Raw genomic sequence first — 20,228 nt, 5'->3', positions numbered from 1 at the left:
GATATATTAAGGATCATATTGAGTGATGTACCCATAGAAGATAGTGACGAAGAAAAGCCAGGGGTAATTTTAGATTACGATGAACATGGAAATATTATCGGACTAGAAATATTAGACGCTTCCAAAAGAATCGATAATCCACGTTCCCTAGAGTATTCGATTTCTACATAAAACTGGTTGGATATGCATAGGCAGACTTTAATTATGTAGTTGTGACTTATACTAAGTAGCAGAGAAACAAGTTTACTTCGGTTTAAATTCAGAGATTATCAAGCAATACTCGTATTTAAATTATCCGGCTCTTAAGTTCATTTTATGCAACAGAATAATAAATAAAACCTAAGCATAGCCTGTATTCCTTGCAGTGAATTGGTTTTAAGTTTTTGAGACTTTCTATAAAACTGCGATTTTAATGCTCTACCATAAAATCAACGCAAGAACCAATTATCTAGAGATTAATGCTTTCTCGCCCAAAGTGTTTCCTTCCAAATACTAATAAACAAAGCCGCAGATATTAAAGATCCTAGATTCCATTTCACAGAATTTTTGAATAAAGCCAGAGTCGTAGAAGACTTATTTAGTTCCGTTTGCTTCTTAAGTTGTTGCTTGGCTTGCGTAAGTTCTGAGAGGATTTGTTTTTTTAATTCTTCAGGATTTTTGCCATCTATTGAGCGACCTTGGCGCTTGAAAAAATTATCTATATCTGTAGGTGAAGCTTGGCTAAATTGTTGTTCAACCTGATTAGCTTGAGTCACTTTTTGATTATAGTCGCGATTAAATTGGTCAATATTGCTATTATACAAACGTATTGTGTTAACTATTCCTAAAGGAACTAGTAGTATAAATAACAATCCAATTAACAGGGTTAAACGAGATAATAAAGCCAAGATGCGTGGTTCCCATTTACCTCGCTTTGCTAACTTACCTGAAAATACAAACAATATTCCCATTAAGGGGACAGCTACTTGGTTGACTAATCTCCCTATTGTTTGAAATTCCCAATTAGGATTCATGAAGCTTGCGGGCACAAAAATATCAATAATGTCTAGAAATGAGAGCAATAAAAGACCATATCCAATTAACCGCCAAAGATTAATTAACTCTAGTAGAGGCTGTATAGTCTCCACTGATTTACTCAATTTGGTGAATTCTACTTCAACTAATTCGCGGATGTCAGTTTCAGGCATAAATTCAAGATAATTACAAAGTATAGAGTTAATTAAATTCAAGGTTTTGGAAACCGAGTTTGCCACCATTTATACCAAGAGAACCAAGCTTGCTCTAGTAACTGGTAGGAAGCTTCTGGTGAAGAATTTCTTAAAGGAATCGATAAATGCACCCATAGACAGCGTTTGTCTAAAAGTGCCTCTTGTCCTCGTAAAATAGGCATTATCCGAGCAAAGCTGATATCTTGGAAATAGCGATTTTCTCTAAACTGTGTATGAGTAAACGTACTATTTCCCCGTGGGTTGATACAGCTGCTTAAATAGGCTTTCTGTCTATCTATCCCCACACCGTAGTAGCCTACTCCCTTTTGCTGACGCATCACAGCAGTGGATGCGTCAGGATAATACTGTTGAATGTAAGCACCAATATCTACGTTGTAAAGATTCTGCAAATAAAGCATTTCAATATCTAGAGGTAGGTTATTTTTAACGTATTTATAATGTCTTTCTGCTACTAAGTTTGGATTCTCCTTAGTTAAAGATTTAATCGGGCTAGATACACTTAGTTGCCATTTTACTAAAGGTACTTCTTTTGGAAAAACGAAGGTATTAATTTTCGGTTTATCTGGATTGGGAAATAATATAGTTTTTCCCAAAACTAACATTCCAGTGGTAAATATTAAAGCCAAAAACTTAATGCGGGTTTGTTTCCAGTACATCACCTTGAGTAATCTGTAGTATTTTGATTTTCTCGCTCATTTCTGCTGAGTAAAAACCAACAAAAGCAACCAAAAAATAGAGTAGCAATCATGGAAAATATTAGGGAACCATCACCTTGATGCCAATAATAGAATGCTTGCTTATTGCCCTGTGCTACAAAGATAGCCATGAGGGCAACCCTAAATCCATTAACAATAAATCCTAATGTTGCAGCTACTATTGGTACAATGATTTTTTGCTGCAAACTTAAGTTGAATAGAAAAATAAATAGTACTGCTAAACTTAATAAGTCTATGATTATGTCTATCCCAGCACAGCCAGGATACACTTCTATACTTCCTGTTGGGAGATTTATCATCACTCCAGAACGATTGACTTGAAAGCCTGTATACCAAAGAAGGGCTGTAGATAATTTAGCAGCTAGAAGCGATATATCTATTTGATAGGGAAGCAATACCAAAAAACTGCGTATAGTCAGAAAAACTAATATTAGCAACTCTTTTCGGTATTGTTTTAGTCCCTGATAGCCAGAAGCCAGCAGAGCAACACCAAAGCCAGACATTAAAGGTGGTAATATGGATAGGATACCAATATTTATTTGAAATGTACTGTTAATAAATACTAATACAATCACCAATGTACCTAAACAACTAGAGAAAATTTCACTCTCTAAATTTAAGTTATGACGTTTTTCTTGGACTAAAAAATATATAGTTAGAAAAAATAAAAAACTTATATAAGCACTTGTAAATTTCTCATGTCTTAATACTGTAGTCAAGTTAATTGCTATTAATGATGATCCTATTCCTAGTAGCCAAAATTCGGCATTTTTCAGTGATTTGGCAATAGAATAAATTTTTATCATAGTACCTAAAAATACATTTGTAAGAGCCTTAATCTTGTCTATCAGAGGGCTATTCCAGTTACTAAAAAGTTTCCTATCTTGAATAAGAAGTCAGCTAACGTAATTCGTAATTAAGTTTTGTAATGGGGATTTAACCCCAACACAAAGCTTGCTTTTTTATTTATTGAACCGGGGGACTTAAACTCACGGAACTTAAACCCACGGAACTTGTTAAAAATTAACTGCTCGATTTACTAGAGAATTTTGCTCCTTTCTTGTACTTTCTAAAGAGTATTCCTCCAAATCCAGATCCCATAACCATTCCGGCAAGCGTTATTGGTTCAGGAACAGCCTCAACTTCAACACTTTTTACTAGGTAATCATCATTGTTATCAGCAACAGTAAATCCGAAAATATTACCTGTTGGAGAAGGGTTAAAGCTGAATTTACTAACGTCAATATCTAAAATATTGCCGCCAGGAATATCGGCAGCAACAAATTGGTTCCCATTTACTAAGAGGCTAAAGTTGTCATTATTACCAACACGACTAAAAGTGACAGAGACAAGTTTTACTGATTGGTTAAAAGCCAATTTGAGTGTTTCCCCAACTCTTATTGTTCCACCAATCTGATTAGTACCTATATCGATAGGATTATTAGTATCTGAGACTCCCAAACCCAAGATGCTTTGGTAAACATTTCTAGCACCAGTATTTGTAACTCCTGTTGCTGTCAGCGAAATCCCATCTTGACTAAAGTTAAAGCTTGAGTCAATTTGAGGCTGATCAATACCGTTTCCCAAGTAAATAGAGATAGCTCCTGCTTTTTCTGTGGTAGCAATTACTGTCACCACAGAAGCAGCAACCACTGTGGATACTGTTTTCAGAATGTTCAAAGTTCTCATTAAATTTTTTCCTTACAAGAAAATAGATGCTGCATAGATCAATATGACAATATGACAAGTTAGTATGTTGTATATATGGCAAATAATGGCATATATAAACACCTAATTAGCATAATCTCACTTTTGTCAAAGCTGCTTGAACAAGTCACTAAAACTGAGATGCAAGTTGCGTCAAACGCGGGTTAATCGTGACTTTAAGGAACTGTTGTGCAATTTCTAACCATCAGTATAGATATGCAAATTTAAAATGCTCCCACTAGTAATTAATTGCTATCTAGTCAATAACACGGTTGATTAGAATATTTGCACACAACATAGTAAAAACACAATATTCAACCAATTTACTTCATGAAATCTTCATCTTATTATTGTTGTATATTCAGATGCGATCGCTTTGAGATTCAGTACTTTCACAGGAGCGATCGCATCTGATATATTTTCTTCATATTTGATTTATTGATTACTCCAAAACATAGCTAAAAATTAATCTGCAACTGCCTCAATTAGTGGGAAATTCATGTAACTTGCTACTTGCTAGCATTTTAATTTATAACTAATAGCATTTGACAGCATCAAGACTTTTTAAAGAGATAATCACCATAAGACATTGTAAATATGATTAAATATTAATCTACCAGTATTGATCCTATGGCGGTTATAAATTTTTATTGGCAATCAGATCAACAAGAGCGATCGCTTAGAGAATAAAACTAGTAAAAATGAAAAAAACTGGAGAGTAATCTATTCTTCAACCTTCGCGCACCATCCAAACCAACATTCCCAATAGTATTTTCACTGGCGGAACGGGATAATCATTCAAATCAATACTCAGCGTTTGCTCTTCTAATTGCAAAAATCGCCAAGCCGTACCGCTACTGACGCTTCCATAAATTGTTTTAATAACAGACCAGAGGCCGATCGCTCGCTACAAACACAAAACCACTAGAATTACACTTGGGACGCACTGCAACGATCGCAATTGTGCCATTATAGCGATCGCTCCCCTGAAATTGAATGTCTCCCGTTGCGCCTTTAACAGAAAATTTAGGCATTGCAAGTGTTTTTTGAATCCCGATGCGGGTAGAATTTGTCTTTAAGGCTTTGCTTAATACCAATACTGCGTCGTAGCTGGTGACGGTTCGCCAGGAAATATCAGTTGGATCGATTTTCCAGAGGGTTTGAGCTTGTTGTACAAACGAGGAGTTAATATCATTTAGGGGATGCCATGCGATCGCTAATGCCAGACGCTGGATTTGCTCTAGCGACAGACCTTTATTTGGTTTGAGTAAGTCAGAATTGTAGAGACTATCACCCCCAACAATCCAAGAATGGTTGACATTCGACCGAATTACTTCTAAGGCATTGGGAATCGCATTATACAATCCTACACCTGCATCTGGGATGACGACAATCACCGTTGCACCTTGGGCTTTTGCTTGATTTAATGAGGCTTTGGCATTAAAGCGATCGCTGGCGAGATTGAAGGCTGGTTGGTAGTCAAGAACATTACCCGGAAACGATTTAGCAGCTTCTCGAAAGGCCCTAGATAGAGATTCAGCAAACTCGCTACCCTTACTGTAAAAAATAGCAACTTTCCTTTGTCGTAGTTGGGAGAACACGTAGGTTGCCATTTTTTGGCCGGCGATGCGATCGCTAGGGACAGTACGGAAGAAAAAAGGACTTTTGAGATTATTTGAGGTGCTGGTTGCAGAAACTAAAACTACCCCTGCTTTGGTATAAATTGGTAGGGCTTGTTTGGTCGCTTCGCTGCTGTTATGACCTAAAACGGCCAGTAAATCTGAATATTTCACCAACTTTTGGGCAATTTTGCGGGCATCATTTCCAGCTTTACTATCGTCACGATTACTATCATCAGCGATAATTATCCGTAAGGGTAGACCGTTTTTCAATGCCTCAGTCTGAGCTTGAGCAGCACCCCTGAGTGTTTCTAGACCTATGGTAGTACGACGTTCTAGGGGAACTGCAACAGCGATCGTGCGAATCTTTGCTGCTGGAAATTGCATTTGAATTTTGGCGTTGTTGAGGTAAATTAAAGTTTCTGGATCTGACTCCTGATTAAAAGCAGTTATGAATAGATCCTTAGCTGCCGAAAAATTTTTGCTGTGATACTGTTCAATAGCTAATTGCTTTGTTTGTGGTGGCTGATCATTAGTTCCCCAATAGCTTGCAGGAATTAGGCTTTCTTCACCACAACTGAGATGATCGTCTTGGATATAGTCGCAAGTCGGAGCCAGAGTTATTACCTCATAAACCCATTTTGCACCGACGAACAGCAAAACACCACAAGTGGCACTCAGTAATAATTTTTGCCATCGCACCAATGAATACTTATCAATGTTCTGAATTTTTTGGAGAATTGCTTGAGTTGTTGGCGGACGTTTCTGTGGATGATAATTCGTCATCGCCTGAATCAAATCAATAAATTTTTGAGGGGTTTGTTGATCCTTAACGTATATATACCAATGGCGTAAATCTTGACGGCGATCGCTAGCTGGATCAATACCTGTGATTAAATAGATAAAAGTCAGACCAAGAGCGTAGAAATCTGACTGAAGAACAGCCTGTCCATCAAGTTGCTCAGGAGCAGTATATCCAACAGAATGAATTACCGTAATCGATTTACCATTAACAATAGTTTGCGACAAATTACGCGCCGTACCAAAATCAATTAAAACTAATTTTCCATCAGGGCGGAGCATAATATTTGACGGCTTGATATCTCGATGAAAATAGCCATTTTCATGCACAAATTGCAAAATCTGCGTTAATTGTTTTAGCCAATCTAATGCTTGTTTATGGGATGTTACGTATTGATGATGATTTAGCCAATTCTGTAAATCTTCACCCTCAACTTTTTCCATTACCAAACAGCGTAATTGGCGACCTGTATTCAAAACTAGAGGAAATATTATTTCACCAGCAGGTAAACCAGGATGCTGCAAACTTGTTAAGATTGATGCTTCTTGCTCAAATAATCGTAGTAAATCCGGCGTAACTTCCTTGAGTGACTTGAGAACCTTCGGCTGATTCTGATTAACTAAATCTTCAATTTCAAATACTTCTGTATAGCGATATCTATCAATTTGCAGAGGATGCTTAATTCGGTAACGGTTTTGCAGTATAAGTGGCGTTTTACAGTTTTCACATACTGCACAATTATCAGGATTTTCTCGTTGCGAACAATCTGGATTGATGCAGTATGCCATAAACTCAGGATTGGCTAGATGCAAACAGCATTAAAATTACTGAAAATTAGACAGAATCTTTACGCAGCAATTGACAGAGACGACAGAGTTCCAGACAGACTCTCTTTCAGAAGACACAAAATTCTAGCTTCCCACAGGCTACCAGAAAACGAAGTAGGGGTCAACAATGCTGTCTATAGATGGTTCCTTATCTCCCACACCAGCCATTCTTTCTCTTGCTGCGTCAAAAATGCACCAAATCGAAAACGTTTATTTTCTTCAATTTCAGAGGATTTCAAAGAATAAAGAATTAGGATATTAGAAAATTTATAATGCATCATCCCCTTGAATCCCACACTAATAATATCTGACTTGGAAATTTTGATTCGCTGAATACAGCAATCAAGTAACCATCGTTCTAGGCTGATATAGTCCTGGTCAATTTGCAGCAGGGTACTTGATACAGAATTCAAAAATAAAGTAATTATCGGAGACAAAGGTTTGTAGAATAGTAGCTTGAATAATTTTACAGGTAATAAAAGGGTTTGAGGAGTAAATACTATTATTATTTGAGGAGTAATAAATATTATTAATATAATAATCCCCGGTGATAATGAGAATAATATAAGCCAGAAAAGGGAACTAATATTATAATCAAAAAATATAATCCAAGAAATTAGCCCCAAAATCCCATAAACAACTAGATAAAAAAATAAAAATGGAAAACTGTAATTGTTGTAAAAGCACCCTGGTGGAATCTCGACAATTAAATAATTCTCAGTTGCGATCGAAATTAGATGACTTTTCTTTGGTCGCCGGGGTATGAATGCTATTTGACCTAATAAAGTTGCTAAGGCTACCTCTGCGGAAGGAAAACGATCAGCAGTGACTGGTTCTAACATTTGTTCTAACCAGTTTGCAAAATCTTTGGAAATATTAACGTCAGAACGGAAATCAATTTTGAGTTTACGCTGTGGTAAATCAGAGGGTGATTTTCCTGTCAACAAAAACAGTAGGGTTGTTCCCAAACCATATAAATCAGTAGATGGAAAAGCTTGTCCGCGAAACTGTTCTGGTGCCATGTAGCCGAAAGTTCCTATTACTGTACTGCCGCCAGTCACAGTATTATGATATGTGTCGGCTACTGCTCCAAAATCTACTAGGAATAACCTCTTACTATCAGAAGTAAAAATAATATTTTGCGGCTTAATATCACGATGAATAACTGGCGGTGTTAGGGAGTGTAAATAAATCAAAATTTCCAATATTTGAATAGCTATTTGTCTAACTTCTTCTTCATCAGGAAGCCAGCCATTTTCTACTAGCGTTGCCAGAGAATTTCCAGGCGCTAATTGTTGAGCTATATAAAAGGAACGGTCAGAGTTAGTATCTACTTGAAAATAATCCAAGTAGCGAGGAATTGCTGGATGGTTGAGTTGAGAAAGAATTTGTGCTTCCCTTTCAAACAACTCCATCTTTTTCCAGTCACTCATGCGGCGCAATGATAAAACTTTCAGCGCTACTTCTTTACCGCTTTCTAAGTCAACGGCTGCGTAGGTAATACCGACTCCACCCTGTCCCAATTTACGTAGAATGCGATACCGTTGATTGATAATTTCTTCGGCTTGGTGCAATAGTTCCATGTTTTTTTAGTGGTATTTTGTTAGATTTATCAATACTTAAGTAACTCGACAGAATTAATTACATGCTGATTCTTCACTAAACAAGAATTTCAGCCTAGATTTGATGTAATTAATTGCGTTCGACTATAGACCGTTCATCTCACGCTTCCGTCTCTCAGACTCTACCCTTTGTTGTGCGGGAGTCCTCTCATAGTCAGTCCTAGCATTGACATCAGCACCCGTGGCAATCAGTAGTTTGACTATGTCCCTGTGACCTTGTCTTACTGCCCAATGCAGTGGAGTATTGTTCTCATAGTCAGTCCTAGCATTGACATCAGCACCCTTAGCAATCAGTAGTTCTACTATGTCCCTGTGACCTCGTCTTGCTGCCCAATGGAGTGGAGTTTTGCCATCCCTCGTCTTGGCATTGACATCAGCACCCTTGGCAATCAGTAGTTCTACTATGTACCTATCGCCTCTTTCTGCTGCTGAATGCAGTGGAGTATTGTTCTCATAGTCAGCCCTAGCATTGACATCAGCACCCTTAGCAATCAGTAATTCTACTATGTCCCTATTGCCTCCTTCTGCTGCAAAATGCAGTGGAGTATTGTTCTCATAGTTAGTCCTAGCATTGACATCAGCACCCTTAGCAATTAGTAGTTCTACTATGTCCCTGTAACCACTTTTTACTGCACAATGCAGTGGAGTCTCGCCATCCCTCTTCCTAACAATCTCCAGTTGTACAAAGTCTTGCTGTAGTGCCAAATCCGTTACAGTGTAATTGTGGTTCTTGGCATTGACATCAGCACCCTTGGTAATCAGTAGTTCTACTATATCCTTGTGTCCTCGTTTTGCTGCCAAATGAAGTGGAGTGTAGCCATCGCTGTTCTTGGCATTAACATTAGCACCCTTGGAAAGCAACCGTTCTACAACTTGCTTGTTGCCTTTTTCTACTGCCAAATGCAGTGCAGTCTCGCCAGCTATATCCGTAAATCCAATGCTGCTTAAGATATTCTCCTTGTAGGAATTTAACAGAGTAATAGCAGTAATGGCGCTAACAGCAACAGCAGTAACAGCAACTCCAACTATTTTTTTCCACTGAACAGAGACATTCGATTTCACAGTCAGCTTTCGCTTACCCTGCAATACTTCCCAGGCTTCCTGTGCCGAAGAGAAACGATCTTCTGTATCTGGCTCTAACATTTTCTCTAGCCAATCGGCAAATTCTTCACTAATCTGCACGCGGGGACGGAAATTAATTTTTAACCCATCACTTTGCAAATCTGCGGGAGAGCAGTGTGTCAAAAGAAATAATAAAGTTGCTCCTAAAGCATACAAATCAGTAGCAGGTACGGCTTGTCCGCGAAACTGTTCGGGAGCCATGTAACCATAAGTTCCTACTACTGTACTTCCACGCATAAAAGTTGTGTAATAGGTATGTTGCACAGCCCCAAAATCCACCAAAAATACCTGCCCATTGTCACGGCGAATAATATTTTGCGGCTTGATATCTCGATGGACTACAGGAGGTTTGAGGGAGTGCAAATAAACCAGAATTTCTAATATTTGTATAGCAATGCGCCGCACCTCATCTTCACTTGTGCGCCATCCACTCTCCACCAACGCCGCCAGTGTCTTACCTTCTGCTAGTTGCTGGGCAATGTAAAAATAACGGTCTTCGAGGGTTTCTATTTGAAAATATCCTAAATATTCAGGAATACCCGGATGATTAAGTTGCGAGAGAATTTTTGCTTCTCGCTCAAACAACTCCATCATTTTCCAGTCGGTCATTCGGTGCAGTGATAAGGCTTTAAGCGCCACTTGTTGAGTGCTTTTTAAGTCTTGAGCAAGGTATGTCGTCCCACTTCCACCTTGTCCCAAAGTATCTAGAATCCGATACTGATGGGCAATGATGTCTTCCTTCTGGTGCAGCAGTTCCATCGGGCTTCAATTTTGTGTTGAGGGTAGTGATAATTCCATACAACACATTCTTACCTCTCGATTCCGGCTTTTTCAAGCTCACTTTTAGATCAGTTAGGTGGTGAGCCAAAACTTAACTAGATTACACAATCTAAAACAGCGAAACTACCGATATACCCAACGATTACGGAAAAATCTATGAAGCGTTTTATCTTCGCTGCTGTTGCTACGGTTACGCTGGTGGTTTCGTTATCAAGTCAGGCAATTGCTCAGAGCAAATCTTCTCCAGTTCCAGCTTTCTTGGATCGCTTAGGCATGAAATATGTCAAAGAAGATGAGTATTTTGCAGTAATGGCTGGAGTTGATGGTGGTCGGACTCAAATGGGATTCATCGTGCCGACAATTATCAAGATTGGTGACGTTGAATACATTGGTGTCCTTTCTGTGTCCCAAATTTCAAAGACTCCTCCGAATGCAGAAATATCGAAGCAATTAGATAGCAATATTTCTGATCCTTTAAGCGGTTGGAGAACAATTGATAAAAACGGGATGCATCTTACTTTGTACTACAAAAGTATACCTCTCAAAGACGATCCAGATTCGGCACGTCAAGAGATTATTAAAATTCTTAACATTGCTGACACCGCAGAAAAAGACTTGACTGGCAAAGACGAACTTTGAAGAAGACATTAGTGGAAGCAACCCTTGTAAAATTCAAGGCCTCTCTCCTAAAAAGCTACGGTGTACACACAAGTATTCTAAAGTTGTCCCACAGGCTTTTGATCCCCCCAACCCCCCTTTTTAAGGGGGGCAAAAACTTCTCAAAGTCCCCCAATTTATCGGGGGATTTAGGGGGATCTTCAACAGTTTTGGTTTTATACAAAGATGTGTGTACACCGTAGCCTAAAAGGGGAGAGGAATGGAAGCGAGGTTTTCTTTCTAAGAGTGAAAATTCAGAAATGAATTTTGACGACTAATTCCTGAATTTTTCTTGATAAATCAATACGATTCAATATTACAACTTATAGAGTGATTTAAATTATGTGGACTAAATCAGCCCAAAGAATTGTTGTATTCTGCTTGGCTTTCTTGCTCAGTCTGGGGTTTTGTATAAATCACGCGACAGCGCAATCAGTACCTTTTTATTGGGAATTTATTAATGTTGATATTGCCGTCCAAAATAACGGTGATATGTTAGTTTCAGAAACTCAAAAATATACATTCACCGGAGATTACAATAATCAACGTTATCGCTACATCCTCATTGATAAAGTAGACGAAATTACCGATATTTCTGTCTCTGAAAATGGTCAATTGCTACCCAGCGAAACAGGTATAGAAAATCAGCAATTCTGGATTCGTTGGTCACATAAACTCAAAGCACCTGAAAGCCATACTTTTGTTTTGAAATATCGCGTTGTTGGTGGATTACATGTAGATGAAAATGATGTAAAAGTATACTGGAAAGCAATCTTTGCTGACCGTCAAGCTCCCATAAAACAGGCAAAAGTGCGAATTGAACTCCCTCAAGAAGTTACTGATAGTATCAATAATTATGAAAGTTTTGGAGTTCCTGCAAAACTTCGCAAAGTCGATGCTAAAACCATTGAGTTTGTTGCTCAAGGAACTATTGAACCACAGCAAGAGTTAGAAGTACAAGTAGCATTTAATAAGTTAGGTACTGACATAAAAATTCCTCAATGGCAAAGTTCAAATTCGTTTAATCCCTTGATTTTTTTGGGAATTTTTATTTTCATAATATTTAGTATATTCCGTGGAAGTTCTGGCAGTAGTTCCACAGGCAGCCCTTCTGGTGCTAGTGACGGAGGTGGTGGTGGCGGTGATGGGGGTGGCGGTGACGGGGGTGGTGGTTGCGGTGGCGGTTGTGGTGGCGGTTGTGGTGGCGGTGGTTAAATGAGTTTGGTTGCTACTCTTTGGACAGAAACAAACGCTGTACGCATTTGAAAATCACTGGTTGTAAAAAAAAGCGTTCCTTGTTACCGTCTTTGATGGTTTCTACTAATGCCCTGCGCTTTAAGGATAAAAGCGCAGCCAAAATATCTCCATTTGAAGCATAATTTCCCAGGTGTAATAGTATTTCTTCACGAGTTAATCCCTGCACTTGTGTAGCCAAACACTTGATTAGGGTTTGTTCCAATATCGAAATATGTCTCAACCATTGCGCCACTAGTGGCTCAAATTCACCAGTAACTATGGTTCCAGAGGCTAAAAACTCTCCCACATCCCCAGCAAATAATTCGTGAATAAAATTTGCTGCCATGTTCAAAAATAAGGGATTGCCACCATATTGATTTACCAAGGCAATCCACTGCTGGGCATCAAAGGTGAGTTGATGATGCTGCAAAAGCTCGATCGCACCTTCCATCAAACCACCGAGTGGGAAAATAACTGCACCATTCCCACTCAAGAGATTTAATCCCTCTGGTTGTTCTCGACTGGTTAAAATCACACAACTTGAATGATTTGTTTGGACTAGCGATCGCAGAAAACCAGCGTAGAATTCGTATTCTAAACGATATTGCCCCGCGCGTTGGCGTAGATCACCACCTAAAATCCGATCCCAACCATCAAAAACTAACAGAGTTTTTGGTGGTAAAGACGGAAGCGAATCTATTGTTGGTGGAGTCAAATGAAACCCAAACCACAAAGTTTGCTGAAAACTAGATTCAGAAGCTGCGGCAAGTTTTGCTGCTACTGCCGTTTTACCGATGCCCCCCATTCCGGTAATTGCAATCAAGCGCGTTCCTTGCTCAATTGCCTGGGTGAGTGTCGCCAGTTCATAACGCCGCCCAAAGAACAAAGGAATATTTGGGATTTGGGTTTTACCAGATAGAGACGAATTGAGGGGACGTTCGAGCAAGTCTTGCCAATTCAAACTCAAAACTTGACAAAACGCTTTGAATACAGAAGCATCAATGGCATTACCTTGGAGAAAGCGTTTCCATGTCGGTAAAGATATACCTGCTGCATAAACTTCCGCATTTTCCCAGTCACGCCCAGGTTCGAGAATTTGACTTGCTTCCTCTAACCAGCGTGGATTATCAATTGTCCAACCTTTTTCCTGACGAGCTTGTTTGACAATTTGCAGTCCATTCAACGATAGTTTCAGGCTAGGCATTTAGACGACAGATAAGCAATTCAAAATTCACGCATTCAAGATTAAACTGTATTCTGACTGCCGACTCTATGCAAATTAAATATAGAACAGGTTATCAAATCCCACCTACAAGCTACAGTATATACCTATAACATAAGAATGAATTAGGTAATATTTGCCTCTTGACTAATGACTCAAGTAGATATTCTCATCCTTTCAAATGGCCCTGGTGAGGTAACAACCTGGGTGCGCCCAGTAGTAAAAGCGTTACGGCAAAAATTCGGCGATGACCGAAATCAAGTGAGGATCAGTGTAGTTCTATCGCCTTGCTCAAATGCTAGTGGAAAAGAAGCTGCGATCGCTCTTTCTTACCCAGAAGTAGATAGAGTACAAGGAGCAGAGCATTTTTGGCAATTTTTGCTTTGGGGTAAAACCTTTGAGAATTGGGATTGGAGAAGTCACGGTGTAGTTGTGTTTCTCGGTGGCGATCAAATTTTCCCCGTAGTCATAGGCAAAAAGCTGGGATATCGCACAGTAGTTTACGCCGAATGGCAAGCCCGTTGGCATAAGTGGATTGATCGCTTTGGCGTGATGAAACCTGAAGTTGCTGCCCGTGTCCCCCAGAAATATGCTCACAAATTTACCGTTGTCGGTGATTTGATGGTAGAAGCACAAGAAGAAGTCAGCACTCCCTACTCCCGTTCGGCTACGCTCACGGCAAGCCTACTCCCTACTCCCCACCCCCCAATCATTGGTTTACTCCCTGGATCAAAAGCGGCAAAATTAGCCCAAGGAGTGCCATTATGTTTAGCGATCGCTCAATACATTTACGCTAAAAGGCCCCAAACTAAATTTGTGATTCCTGTAGCCCCAACTTTGGATTTACAAACTTTAGCTAGTTTTGCTGATCCCAAAAATAACTCTATTGCTGAAATCTTTGGCTTTGGCGGTGCTGATTTAATTATCCCAGAAGACGCTAGCAGTAAGGCATTGCTCAAAACAACAACGGGCTTAACTGTGGAACTGTGGCAAGAAAACCCTGCATATCACTTATTATCCCAGTGCTGCATCTGCTTGACTACAGTGGGGGCAAACACTGCTGAACTCGGTGCTTTAGGAGTACCAATGATTGTTTTGTTGCCAACACAGCAACTTGATGCCATGCGTGCTTGGGATGGTTTACCTGGGTTGCTGGCAAATCTACCAGGTGTAGGTACGCCCTTTACCAAGGTAATTAATTGGTTATTCCTAAGATTTGTCAGACGCAAAGGTTTATTAGCATGGCCAAATATCTGGGCACAGGAAGAGATAGTTCCAGAACTTATGGGTAAACTTCAACCGCAAGAAATTGGGGAAATGGTTTTAGACTTTTTGGCGCATCCAGAAAAATTGGTTGATATCCGCGCTAAACTCCGTAAGATTCGTGGCGAAAGCGGTGCAGCCCAAAAGATAGCAACTTTAGTAAGGGAAGAGATTGTTAAATAATTCGTAATAGCTAAAAAAAGAGTTCAACAACAGATTAATGCCACAGATAGACAAATAAATCAATTAGTGTATGAACTCTATGGATTAACTGATGAGGAAATAGCTATTGTTGAAGGTGTATGAATTTAATCCGAAGATTCGCCATCCCTGCGCCCAAGTTCATAAATACCGGCACCCATACAAGCTAATATACCTGTACTAATTCCCCAACTTTCACCTAAACTAATTTCTAGAATCCAGTTACATAAAGCACCGACTACTAAAAAAGGTACAATGCTAAATAATGAAGCGTAGAAAGAGTTTTGGGATTCTCTAGCTTTACGAGTCTTTTCAAATTCTGTCTGGCTGGTATAAAGCGATCGCTCGGCAAAGTTAAACCAGCGATTGAGTTGCTCGATTACCCATTCATTAACTTGGGAAAAACCTAGATATAGCGCCAATGACCACAAACTCGCTCCGGCGATCGCGATCGTGTCTAACTCAAAGGAAAAAGGTAAAATTTCAGTCAGCATTGCTTATGGGAGTCCTGCAAAGGGTTGACTTTAGCTTTTAGTAGATGCTAAATAAACCTCTTGTGTAATTTTAAGCATAAAGGTTGACAAGATTTCAACTAGTTGCTAACTCTTTTGCTCTTTTAATCCTCCGTTACTTCACAATCTGTCAACAACTCATCTAAACTGTCTGGAAATGTCCCTCGTTCAACCATCTTAGTAAACATCTGGTAGCAGTCATTTTTCGCTCCTTCTTTACGTGGAAATCCTAACCACAAAATTACAATCACTTTCAACTGTTCCGTATCAAACGCCTTAAAAAACAGGCGATACCGTTCCGGTAAACCCATCTTTTTCACCCGTCCATAGCGTTTTAACGCCCCTGTCAAAGCAAAATGACTTGCAAACGGGTCAGAGGGAATCTTAGTTTCAATTGCAACAGTAATTGCTGCAAACAATTTTACCGTTGCATGGGTTTTATATTCAGCCTCTGGTAATTGCTCCCGTAAACGGGAAACGCGCTCAAATAATTCTTGATATTGAGTACCAAATAGTTGTGGGTGAAAATAAACTTCCCATCCACTACTGACAAACTTAGCCATCTTCTAATGACTCATCGTCTAATTCTACACCTGCAATTAGTTCGTGGGCAGCCTCAGACATTTCAGTTGTATAAGGTTGCAGTGTATTATTCTTGAGCGCTTCTTTCATAGCAAAATCGAGAAACAGCCGCATCATTACTGAGTCTTCTGCGTCTTCATCATCACCAGATGGAGTTAAAATCCGCAAAATTGCTGTATCCGGCGACAATACCTCTATCCAACCATCTGCATTGGCAAACTGAGGATGTTCCCGATAAAACTCAGCTGGTAGCCTAAACCCTGCACTGTTACCAATTTTGGTACTACGAATGCTGTAGGAGTTGCTCATCTTCAAGCGTATGTACATCACGTACTTACATGATAGCAATTTATAAACTGTTATCGATTTTGGTGCTATTTTCGCTACCTGAACACGCAATACATCGGTCTGCATTCTTAAGGAAATGCGGTGATACATGTCGTTTGCCAAATTAAATGACCACTTGACAAATTAATGTCTTCAAAAATATTGAGTTTAAAACCCTTACTTGATAAGGGTTTTACTATTTTAGCCTGAAAATAAGCTACTAGAGGCTTATTGCCAAAATACCTGTCCTCTTTTGGAATTTTGACAAAATATCTGTCCTTTCTTCAAAAATGCTGTGAGCATACATTTTTATAAAAATTGACAAAATAAATGTCCTTTAAATAGTACAATACAACTACGTTTGTATTAAACAATTATGTAAAAATGCTGGACGATCATACCAATAGCGAGCAAGAGGCAGAAAAGGATGAGATCGTGACGGAACTCTCAGCAGCTGATAGGCATTTGCTGGATATGATTCAGCAACTACTAGAACCGTGCGATCGCATCACCTATGGAGAAAGACAAAGGGAGGTCGCAGCCAAACTAGGCAAGTCTGTGCGAACGGTACGGCGACTGGTAAAAAAATGGGAAGAGGAAGGTTTAGCTGCACTTCAAACTACGACACGGGCTGACAAAGGCAAACATCGAATAGACACTGATTGGCAACAGTTCATCATCAAAACTTATAAGGAAGGCAATAAAGGTAGTAAGCGAATTACTCCCCAACAAGTGGCAATCAGAGTACAAGCAAGGGCGGCTGAATTAGGACAAAAAAAATATCCCAGCTATAGGACTGTGTATCGAGTTCTACAACCCATTATTGAGCAGCAAGAACAAAAAGCAGGTGTTAGAAGTCGAGGTTGGCATGGTTCTCGATTATCAGTTAAAACCCGCGATGGTAAAGACTTATCAGTAGAATATAGCAACCATGTTTGGCAGTGTGACCATACTCGTGTAGACCTATTGCTGGTAGATCAGCATGGTGAACTTTTGGCTCGTCCTTGGCTGACAACTGTTGTTGATACTTACTCCCGTTGCATCATGGGGATAAACTTAGGCTTTGATCCTCCGAGTTCTCAGGTAGTAGCATTAGCACTGCGCCATGCAATTTTGCCAAAGCAGTATGGGTCAGAATATGGACTTCATGAAGAATGGGGAACCTACGGGAAACCAGAACATTTTTATACCGATGGTGGTAAAGATTTTCGCTCAAACCATTTGCAACAGATAGGTGTGCAATTGGGATTTGTTTGTCATTTACGCGATCGCCCCAGTGAAGGTGGTATTGTTGAGCGTCCTTTTGGCACTTTTAATACCGACTTCTTTTCTAATATGCCGGGATACACAGGATCAAATGTGCAGGAACGTCCAGAGCAAGCTGAGAAGGAGGCTTGTCTGACTTTACGGGAGTTGGAACATAGGTTTGTACGCTACATCGTGGATAAATATAACCAGCGTCCTGATGCGCGTCTTGGCGATCAAACTCGCTATCAACGATGGGAAGCAGGGTTAATTGCTTCTCCTAATGTAATTTCAGAAGAGGAGTTACGTATTTGCCTGATGAAGCAAACTCGACGCTCTATTTATAGAGGTGGATATCTGCAATTTGAAAATCTGACGTATCGGGGAGAAAATTTGGCAGGTTATGCAGGTGAAAGCGTTGTACTGCGCTATGACCCCAAAGACATTACAACTGTGTTGGTTTACCGCCAAAGTGGTAATAAAGAAGAGTTTTTAGCTAGGGCATTTGCTCAGGAGTTGGAGACTGAGCAATTATCTTTGGATGAGGCTAAAGCTAGTAGTCGTAAGATTCGGCAAGCAGGGAAGATGATTAGCAATCGCTCAATGTTGGCAGAGGTACGCGATCGCGAAACTTTCCTGACCCAAAAGAAAACCAAAAAGGAACGTCAAAAAGCGGAACAGGCTGTAGTACAAAAAGCTAAACAACCATTGATAGTTGAACCAGAAGAAATTGAAGTGGCATTGTTTGATAGTGAGCCAGAATACCAGATGCCAGAGGCCTTTGATTACGAACAAATGCGTGAAGATTACGGGTGGTAAAAGATGACTTCAAAACAAGCTCAAGCAGTTGCCCAACAATTAGGTGAAATTTCAGCCAATGGTGAAAAATTACAAGCAGAAATTCAAAGATTGAACCGGAAGACTTGTATCCTCTTGGAGCAAGTTAAAATTCTTAATGACTGGCTAGAAGGAAAGCGTCAAGCACGTCAGTCTGGTCGTATTGTAGGAGAGTCCAGAACTGGTAAAACAATGGGTTGTGATGCCTACAGACTCCGGCATAAACCCAAGCAAGAGGTAGGAAAACCACCATTCGTGCCTATTGCTTTTCTCGAAGACATTCCGTCTGATTGTAGTGCTAAAGATTTGTTCAATGAGATTCTTAAGCATTTAAAGTATCAGATGAATAAGGGAACTGTAGCTGAGATTAGAGAACGCACATTTCGAGTTCTTAAAGGTTGCGGGGTTGAGATGCTGATCATTGATGAAGCTGACCGCTTGAAACCCAAAACTTTTGCTGAAGTGCGAGATATTTTTGACAAGTTAGAAATTGCGGTGATTTTGGTGGGTACTGACAGATTAGACGCTGTAATCAAGCGAGATGAGCAAGTTTATAACCGCTTTCGTGCCTGTCATCGGTTTGGTAAGTTTTCTGGTGAAGATTTTAAGCGAACTGTGGAGATTTGGGAAAAGCAAGTTTTAAAACTGCCAGTTGCTTCTAATCTTTCCAGCAAGACGATGCTAAAAACTTTAGGTGAGGCAACGGGGGGTTATATTGGTTTGCTAGATATGATTTTGAGAGAATCAGCAATTCGGGCGTTAAAGAAAGGATTACAGAAAGTTGATTTGGAGACGCTGAAGGAAGTTACGGCGGAGTACAAGTAATGGAAGTTGTAGAAATTCAACCTTGGCTGTTTCAAATAGAACCTTTACAGGGAGAAAGTTTGAGTCACTTTTTAGGGCGTTTTCGACGGGCAAATGATTTAACGCCTACTGGATTAGGTAAAGCCACAAAACTTGGGGGTGCGATCGCCCGATGGGAAAAATTTCGGTTTAATCCCCCACCGTCTCGCCAGCAATTAGAGGCATTGGCTAAGGTTGTAGAGGTTGATGCTGATAGGCTAGCGCAGATGTTACCGCCTGCTGGGGTGGAGATGAAGCTTGAGCCGATTCGGTTATGTGCTGCTTGTTATGTTGAGTCAGCTTATCATAAGATTGAATGGCAGTTGAAGATAACGCAAGGGTGCGATCGCCACCAATTAATTTTGTTGTCAGAATGTCCAAACTGTGGGGCAAGATTTAAGGTTCCAGCAGTGTGGGCGGATGGTTGGTGTCAACGGTGTTTTCTGAGTTTTGCCGAGATGGTAAAGTATCAAAAGTCTTATCGATGACAGAGTTTGTGCAAATAAAGTAGTACTTTTCAAATGTTAGCTACAAATTATCCCCCCGTACTTTCATGGAAAAAAATGAGCAAGGGGAGATATCGTATGTTTCAATAAACAAGAGAATTTGCTACAAGTTAAGTTGACTTCCAGAACGACAGAATCATGGGGTAATTTGCTCTGGTTGCTCGACTGCTGGATTGAAAATGATTGTGAAAGTTGCACTTGGTATCAGTCGGTGTAGAGCTTGTGAATGAGCCTCTGCGTCACTGCGGCGACGAAAACGAGCAACTATTTGATGTTGCATACTAGGAAAATGGCGAACTATACACCAAGGATTTAGCTTTTCAATGTAGGTCATAAAAACCTCCTGCTCATACTTATGATTTAGCTGGTAAAT

At 39.8% G+C, this 20,228-nt stretch carries 19 protein-coding genes; 7 read left to right on the top strand and 12 right to left on the bottom strand.

Going from position 1 to position 20,228, the window contains the following annotated elements; translation table 11 throughout:
• Positions 1 to 18 precede the first annotated feature (18 nt).
• Positions 19 to 171: a DUF2283 domain-containing protein gene (locus D1367_RS28970; protein WP_244944974.1), complete on the top strand. Its 153-nt coding sequence runs from the start codon at positions 19 to 21 to the stop codon at positions 169 to 171.
• Between the two features lie 284 nt (positions 172 to 455).
• Here D1367_RS28970 and hpsJ-A read toward each other — a convergent pair whose 3' ends face one another.
• The 7 genes from hpsJ-A to D1367_RS28935 form a co-directional block, all read right to left on the bottom strand.
• The gene (hpsJ-A, locus tag D1367_RS28965) at positions 456 to 1,187 is read right to left on the bottom strand and encodes an HpsJ-like protein, cyanoexosortase A-associated (protein ID WP_181984998.1); all 732 of its coding nucleotides are present in this window, start codon (positions 1,185 to 1,187) and stop codon (positions 456 to 458) included.
• Positions 1,188 to 1,225: 38 nt separating this feature from the next.
• Entirely contained in the window at positions 1,226 to 1,885 is a 660-nt protein-coding gene (locus D1367_RS28960; protein ID WP_228674693.1) for a cyanoexosortase A system-associated protein, read from the bottom strand.
• Positions 1,885 to 2,751 carry a cyanoexosortase A gene (gene crtA, locus D1367_RS28955; RefSeq protein ID WP_118170807.1) on the bottom strand — a complete coding sequence of 289 codons (867 nt, stop codon included), beginning with the start codon at positions 2,749 to 2,751 and terminating at the stop codon, positions 1,885 to 1,887. The genes D1367_RS28960 and crtA overlap by 1 nt, the downstream gene beginning before the upstream one ends.
• A gap of 217 nt (positions 2,752 to 2,968) precedes the next feature.
• The gene (locus tag D1367_RS28950) at positions 2,969 to 3,598 is read right to left on the bottom strand and encodes a PEP-CTERM sorting domain-containing protein (RefSeq protein ID WP_228674694.1); all 630 of its coding nucleotides are present in this window, start codon (positions 3,596 to 3,598) and stop codon (positions 2,969 to 2,971) included.
• Positions 3,599 to 4,530: 932 nt separating this feature from the next.
• Positions 4,531 to 6,861: a bifunctional serine/threonine-protein kinase/ABC transporter substrate-binding protein gene (locus D1367_RS28945; protein ID WP_118170798.1), complete on the bottom strand. Its 2,331-nt coding sequence runs from the start codon at positions 6,859 to 6,861 to the stop codon at positions 4,531 to 4,533.
• Between the two features lie 173 nt (positions 6,862 to 7,034).
• Positions 7,035 to 8,483, bottom strand: coding sequence for a serine/threonine protein kinase (locus D1367_RS28940; protein ID WP_118170793.1), 1,449 nt, complete (start codon positions 8,481 to 8,483; stop codon positions 7,035 to 7,037).
• A gap of 123 nt (positions 8,484 to 8,606) precedes the next feature.
• Positions 8,607 to 10,403: an ankyrin repeat domain-containing protein gene (locus D1367_RS28935; protein WP_118170789.1), complete on the bottom strand. Its 1,797-nt coding sequence runs from the start codon at positions 10,401 to 10,403 to the stop codon at positions 8,607 to 8,609.
• Positions 10,404 to 10,580: 177 nt separating this feature from the next.
• Between D1367_RS28935 and D1367_RS28930 the strand changes: the two genes are divergently transcribed.
• Positions 10,581 to 11,063, top strand: coding sequence for a hypothetical protein (locus D1367_RS28930; protein WP_118170786.1), 483 nt, complete (start codon positions 10,581 to 10,583; stop codon positions 11,061 to 11,063).
• Between the two features lie 360 nt (positions 11,064 to 11,423).
• Positions 11,424 to 12,296 carry a DUF2207 domain-containing protein gene (locus D1367_RS28925; RefSeq protein WP_118170781.1) on the top strand — a complete coding sequence of 291 codons (873 nt, stop codon included), beginning with the start codon at positions 11,424 to 11,426 and terminating at the stop codon, positions 12,294 to 12,296.
• 13 nt (positions 12,297 to 12,309) lie between these two features.
• Here D1367_RS28925 and D1367_RS28920 read toward each other — a convergent pair whose 3' ends face one another.
• On the bottom strand, positions 12,310 to 13,521 hold the full coding sequence (locus D1367_RS28920; protein ID WP_118170777.1) for a P-loop NTPase family protein: 1,212 nt from the start codon (positions 13,519 to 13,521) through the stop codon (positions 12,310 to 12,312).
• A 168-nt stretch (positions 13,522 to 13,689) separates the two neighbouring features.
• Here D1367_RS28920 and D1367_RS28915 point away from each other — a divergent pair, with 168 nt between their 5' ends.
• On the top strand, positions 13,690 to 14,985 hold the full coding sequence (locus tag D1367_RS28915; protein WP_118170772.1) for a glycosyltransferase family protein: 1,296 nt from the start codon (positions 13,690 to 13,692) through the stop codon (positions 14,983 to 14,985).
• A 125-nt stretch (positions 14,986 to 15,110) separates the two neighbouring features.
• On the opposite strand, the gene D1367_RS28910 is transcribed toward D1367_RS28915, so the two are convergent.
• The 3 genes from D1367_RS28910 to D1367_RS28900 form a co-directional block, all read right to left on the bottom strand.
• Positions 15,111 to 15,497, bottom strand: a complete 387-nt coding sequence (locus D1367_RS28910; protein WP_118170767.1) for a hypothetical protein — start codon at positions 15,495 to 15,497, stop codon at positions 15,111 to 15,113.
• 122 nt (positions 15,498 to 15,619) lie between these two features.
• Positions 15,620 to 16,078, bottom strand: coding sequence for a type II toxin-antitoxin system YhaV family toxin (locus D1367_RS28905; protein ID WP_118170764.1), 459 nt, complete (start codon positions 16,076 to 16,078; stop codon positions 15,620 to 15,622).
• Positions 16,071 to 16,547 carry a hypothetical protein gene (locus D1367_RS28900; protein ID WP_244944973.1) on the bottom strand — a complete coding sequence of 159 codons (477 nt, stop codon included), beginning with the start codon at positions 16,545 to 16,547 and terminating at the stop codon, positions 16,071 to 16,073. Before D1367_RS28900 ends, D1367_RS28905 begins: the two co-directional genes overlap by 8 nt.
• A gap of 261 nt (positions 16,548 to 16,808) precedes the next feature.
• On the opposite strand from D1367_RS28900, the gene D1367_RS28895 reads away from it, so the two are divergent.
• From D1367_RS28895 to D1367_RS28885, 3 genes are read left to right on the top strand one after another with little or no spacing between them, the layout of a single operon-like run.
• Positions 16,809 to 18,488 carry a Mu transposase C-terminal domain-containing protein gene (locus D1367_RS28895; RefSeq protein WP_118170754.1) on the top strand — a complete coding sequence of 560 codons (1,680 nt, stop codon included), beginning with the start codon at positions 16,809 to 16,811 and terminating at the stop codon, positions 18,486 to 18,488.
• 3 nt (positions 18,489 to 18,491) lie between these two features.
• Complete coding sequence (locus D1367_RS28890; protein WP_118170750.1) at positions 18,492 to 19,331, top strand: TniB family NTP-binding protein; 840 nt, start codon at positions 18,492 to 18,494, stop codon at positions 19,329 to 19,331.
• On the top strand, positions 19,331 to 19,837 hold the full coding sequence (locus D1367_RS28885) for a TniQ family protein (protein ID WP_118170745.1): 507 nt from the start codon (positions 19,331 to 19,333) through the stop codon (positions 19,835 to 19,837). The genes D1367_RS28890 and D1367_RS28885 overlap by 1 nt, the downstream gene beginning before the upstream one ends.
• Positions 19,838 to 19,991: 154 nt before the next feature.
• Here D1367_RS28885 and D1367_RS28880 read toward each other — a convergent pair whose 3' ends face one another.
• Entirely contained in the window at positions 19,992 to 20,189 is a 198-nt protein-coding gene (locus tag D1367_RS28880) for a hypothetical protein (RefSeq protein WP_118170740.1), read from the bottom strand.
• Between the last annotated feature and the right edge of the window lie 39 nt (positions 20,190 to 20,228).

Origin of the sequence: Nostoc sphaeroides (genome assembly GCF_003443655.1) — a bacterium.
Lineage (GTDB): Bacteria > Cyanobacteriota > Cyanobacteriia > Cyanobacteriales > Nostocaceae > Nostoc > Nostoc sphaeroides.
Note: the sequence above shows the minus strand (reverse complement) of the source record. Positions and strands in the feature narration are given on the sequence as shown.